Source organism: Gammaproteobacteria bacterium (genome assembly GCA_027296625.1).
Classification (GTDB): Bacteria; Pseudomonadota; Gammaproteobacteria; order JAKEHO01; family JAKEHO01; genus JAKEHO01.
In genome coordinates this window covers 1-4,534 of the sequence record JAPUIX010000163.1, presented here as the reverse complement: position 1 = coordinate 4,534, position 4,534 = coordinate 1, and the positions used below count along the sequence as shown (strand labels likewise).

At 51.1% G+C, this 4,534-nt stretch carries 5 protein-coding genes; 4 read left to right on the top strand and 1 reads right to left on the bottom strand.

Annotated elements, in window-relative coordinates:
• Positions 1 to 263 (bottom strand): hypothetical protein (locus O6944_10040; protein MCZ6719476.1); only part of this gene is annotated, 263 nt, incomplete at its 3' end.
• Between the two features lie 22 nt (positions 264 to 285).
• On the opposite strand from O6944_10040, the gene O6944_10035 reads away from it, so the two are divergent.
• From O6944_10035 to rfaH, 4 genes are all read left to right on the top strand, one after another.
• The gene (locus O6944_10035; GenBank protein MCZ6719475.1) at positions 286 to 1,278 is read left to right on the top strand and encodes an NAD-dependent epimerase; all 993 of its coding nucleotides are present in this window, start codon (positions 286 to 288) and stop codon (positions 1,276 to 1,278) included.
• A complete protein-coding gene (locus O6944_10030; protein MCZ6719474.1) occupies positions 1,278 to 2,564 on the top strand; it encodes a nucleotide sugar dehydrogenase in 1,287 nt (428 codons plus the stop codon). Before O6944_10035 ends, O6944_10030 begins: the two co-directional genes overlap by 1 nt.
• Before the next feature lie 153 nt (positions 2,565 to 2,717).
• Entirely contained in the window at positions 2,718 to 4,022 is a 1,305-nt protein-coding gene (locus tag O6944_10025) for a UDP-glucose/GDP-mannose dehydrogenase family protein (protein MCZ6719473.1), read from the top strand.
• A 67-nt stretch (positions 4,023 to 4,089) separates the two neighbouring features.
• Positions 4,090 to 4,534, top strand: a 445-nt coding sequence (gene rfaH / locus O6944_10020) for a transcription/translation regulatory transformer protein RfaH (GenBank protein MCZ6719472.1), incomplete at its 3' end; no start/stop codon positions are given.

The following is a 4,534-nucleotide window of genomic DNA, read 5'->3' as shown; positions in this document are numbered from 1 at the left end:
AAAACCACCGAGGGCTGGCTCAGATCGAAGGGCTTGCCGGCGGTCGTGGCGGAGATCCAGTGCTTGTCGAAGGGCTTGCCGGCGGTCGTGGCGGAGATCCAGTGCTTGTCGAGGTGCTTCGGTGCGACCTTGAAGCCGGTGCCCGACGATTCCTTCGTCTTGTGCTCGGCGTAGCGGCCGTGGCCCGGAAGATTGAGCGCGAAGATATTGTGGCCGTGATAGGCCATATAGCGCGACTGCAGGGCCCAGACCGACTGGTCCATGCCGGCCCCGTGAACGAAAACCATCGAGGGCCGGTTTATTGGATCATCGCTTAGCAAGCGTTTACTTGAGCGCGGGGATGAAGTCATTGGGATTGACAATCTCAATGACTATTATGATGTCACATTGAAGGAAGATCGTCTTGTAGGGCTTAATCCGTACGAGAACTTTCGCTTTATACGGATCGATGTTGCGGACCAACCGGGAACCGACCAACTGTTTTCCGAAATTAAGCCTCAAAGAGTAGTGCATCTCGCCGCGCAGGCAGGGGTTCGCTATTCCCTTGTCAATCCGCGCGCCTATATCAATTCGAATGTAGTTGGATTTACCAATATATTAGAAGGATGTCGCCATCATGCGGTAGAACATCTCGTGTATGCATCGTCCAGTTCAGTTTACGGCGCTAATACTAAGATGCCATTTTCCGTCCACGACAATGTAGATCATCCGTTATCGCTCTATGGTGCAACTAAGAAAGCAAACGAGTTAATGGCACATACTTATAGTCATTTATATGGATTACCCACAACTGGATTACGTTTGTTTACTGTTTATGGGCCGTGGGGTCGGCCCGATATGTCGCTTTTCCTGTTTACGCGGAACATCCTGGAAGGTAAGCCAATAGATGTTTTCAATCACGGAAATCACCGGCGTGACTTTACCTATATTGACGACGTCGTGGAAGGAATCGTGCGCGTAGTAGACAATCTTGCGACAGCCAATGATCACTGGTCAGGTGATCGGCCCGACCCAGGTACGAGCAGGGCGCCATTTAGATTGTACAATATTGGTAATCACAATCCGGTGGACTTGCTGCACTACATTGAACTGCTGGAGAGTTGTCTCGGGAAAGAGGCGATTAAGAACATGTTGCCCATGCAACCCGGTGACGTGGAAGAAACATACGCCGATGTTGATGATCTGGTCAGGGATATTGATTACAAGCCTACTACGTCTATTGAAACTGGGATTGCCAACTTTGTGGATTGGTACAAGGACTACTATAAGGTGACGTAATGGAACACGGTAGAAAGATCTCTGTGATCGGACTCGGCTATGTCGGTCTTCCTGTTGCCGTCGCCTTTGGAGAGAAAGGTAAGGTGATTGGGTTCGATATCGATCCCGATCGGATCAAGGAGCTGAAAAATGGCGTTGACCGGACGGGTGAGGTTGAGCCTGGACTACTTGCGAACAGCGAAGTTCTCTTTACATCGGATCCGAAACAATTAAGGAATGCTGACTTTCATATAATTGCAGCACCTACTCCGATCGAAGATTCGAAGCTACCAGATCTAACACCGATATTGCGGGCCTCAGAAACGGTGGGCCAACAACTGAAGCCCGGGGACATTGTGACATATGAGTCGACGGTCTATCCTGGTGCTACGGAGGAGGACTGTGTGCCGGTGTTGGAACGAGAATCCGGGCTCACGTGTGGTCGTGACTTTTTCGTGGCGTACTCCCCAGAGCGCATCAACCCAGGTGACAGGGAGCATACCTTCACCTTAATAACCAAGGTCGTAGCGGGGCAGAATCCAGCGACATTGGACGTCGTTGCTCAAGTGTATGAGTCAGTTGTGACAGCAGGAGTGCACCGTGCGCCCTCGATCAAAGTGGCCGAGGCAGCAAAAGTCATCGAAAACACCCAACGGGACCTGAATATTGCGTTGATGAATGAGCTCGCGTTGATATTCAACCGAATGGGAATAGATACACATGACGTTCTTTCGGCGGCCGGCACAAAATGGAATTTTCTGCGTTTTGTTCCCGGCCTCGTTGGGGGCCACTGCATTGGTGTTGATCCGTATTATCTAACACACAAAGCGACGATGCTGGGTTACAACCCGAGGGTAATTCTGGCTGGACGTAGCGTCAATGATGCAATGGGCAACTATGTTGCTCGGCAGGTTGTCAAGCTTCTCATTCAGGCGGGCGAAAATGTAAAAGGCAGCGTTGTGACAATCCTCGGAATCACCTTCAAGGCGAACGTGCCTGATCTGCGTAATACACGTGTCATGGATATCGTATCGGAGCTGGGTGAGTACGGTGTCCAAGTGCAGGTACATGATCCCCTTGCCAGTGCCGATGAGGCAAAGCGTCGTTACGAACTCGATCTCTTAACCTACGATGCGCTTAAGCCCGCCCATGCGGTTATCCTGGCGGTGCCCCATCAACAGTATGTTGAGCAGGGGTGGCAAGGGGTAGTGAATTTGCTTGGCAATGGAAGGGGCATCGTTGCGGATGTCACGGCTAATTTGCCTCGCAACCCTGTTCCTGATGGTGTGAAGTTGTGGCGCCTGTAACCATCTTGCTTCATCCGAGGATGCGAGTTTGTCGTTTTGCTCATGTATGCGGAAACCAAAATGCGGCTTTCAGGGCGGGCGTCTGCTAGTTTAATAAATGCGAAGCGTGCCTCCGGTCGGTAATCCTGAACCCGTGAAGCAGAGATCATATCTATGAAAGTTGCTATGGTCGGCTGCGGCTATGTTGGCCTGGTTTCGGGCGCCTGCTTTGCGGAGTTTGGCGCCCATGTGACCTGTACTGATATTGATGAGGACCGGATTGCACGCCTTAACGATGGTGTGATGCCGATCTATGAACCCGGGCTGCAAGAGTTAATCAAAAAAAATATGTCGGAAAATCGGCTCAACTTTTCAAATGATTTGCCCACACCAGTCAAGGATGCCGACATTGTTTTTATCGCAGTAGGCACGCCCTCAAGACATGGTGATGGATATGCCGATCTAAGTTTCGTGTATTCAGCCGCCAAGGAGATTGCGGTTAACCTTAGAGGTTACACGGTGGTTGTTGACAAGTCCACGGTGCCAGTCGGCACTGCACGTAATGTCGATCGCATCATTCGGCAGGAAAACCCAAGTGCAGATTTCGATATAGCGTCCAATCCGGAGTTCCTGCGTGAAGGGTCTGCGATCTCGGACTTTATGCGGCCAGATCGAGTCGTGATTGGGGTCGAAAGCGGACGTGCAGAGGCAACGCTGCGTGATCTTTATCGTCCCCTGAATCTCATTGAAGCACCGATACTGGTCACGGGATTGGAAACTGCGGAATTGATCAAGTACGCATCCAATGCCTTTCTCGCGACGAAAATTAGTTTTATTAACGAAATGTCCACATTGTGTGAGGCGGTAAATGCTGATGTCCACGATGTGGCTAAAGGAATGGGATTGGATGGAAGAATTAATCGCAAGTTTCTTCATCCGGGGCCGGGATTTGGTGGCTCATGTTTCCCGAAAGATGCTCAGGCTCTAGTACGAATGGCACAGGAACATGAGGTGTCATGCCGGATTGTTGAGGCAGTAATCGAAGTGAATGCAGCACAACGGGCGCGAATGATAAAAAAGATCCGTGATGCGCTTGGAGGAAACGAGGCGGGTAAGATCATCGGTATTTTAGGATTAACCTACAAGCCCGAGACGGACGATATGCGCGATGCGCCGGCACTTTCTATTTTGCGCGCGCTAATTGAGAAGGGAGCAATCATACAGGCGCATGACCCAAAGGGTGTCGAGCAAGCTAAAGCCCTATTACCTGAGGAGGTACGCTACTGCGATGCGATTTATCAAGTGTTCGAGGATGCCGAGGCGGTCGTATTATTGACAGAATGGAATGCCTACCGGGGCTTGGATCTGGGTAGGGTGCGAGAACTCATGAAGGGTAAGGTGTTTGTTGATCTGCGTAACGTCTACGAACCGGATCAGATGCGCGATGCAGGTTTCGAGTATTTCTGCGTTGGCCGATAGTGCAGCCAGGTAGTGGTATCGTGGCGACGCGGGCACGCATGTTTTACTAAATTAGGCTCTTTTGATTATGAGAGGTTGGTATCTCATCTATTCCAAACCGCGCCAAGAGCGCCTAGCGTTGGAAAATCTTCAACGTCAAAATTATGAAGCCTACCTGCCTTTAATGCGGCACCGTCGGCGCCGCAAGGGGCAGTATTTAACAATTATTGAGCCGATGTTCCCGCGTTATCTATTCATCCGCCTTAGCACGCAAGACGAAAACTGGGCGCCGATCCGCTCTACGATTGGCGTAACGCAACTTATTCGTTTTGGAAACGTGCCTGCCCAGGTCCCGGAAGACCTCGTATCGATCCTGCAAGCTCGGGAAGATGCGGATGGGATCCAGGAGCTTCCGCAACCGGATTTCCAAAGGGGCGACACAGTGCGGATTGTCGACGGTGCGATGGCAGGCTTTGAGGCGATTTACTATGCCAAGACCGGCAAAGAGCGGGTCATCTTGCTGCTGGACATTG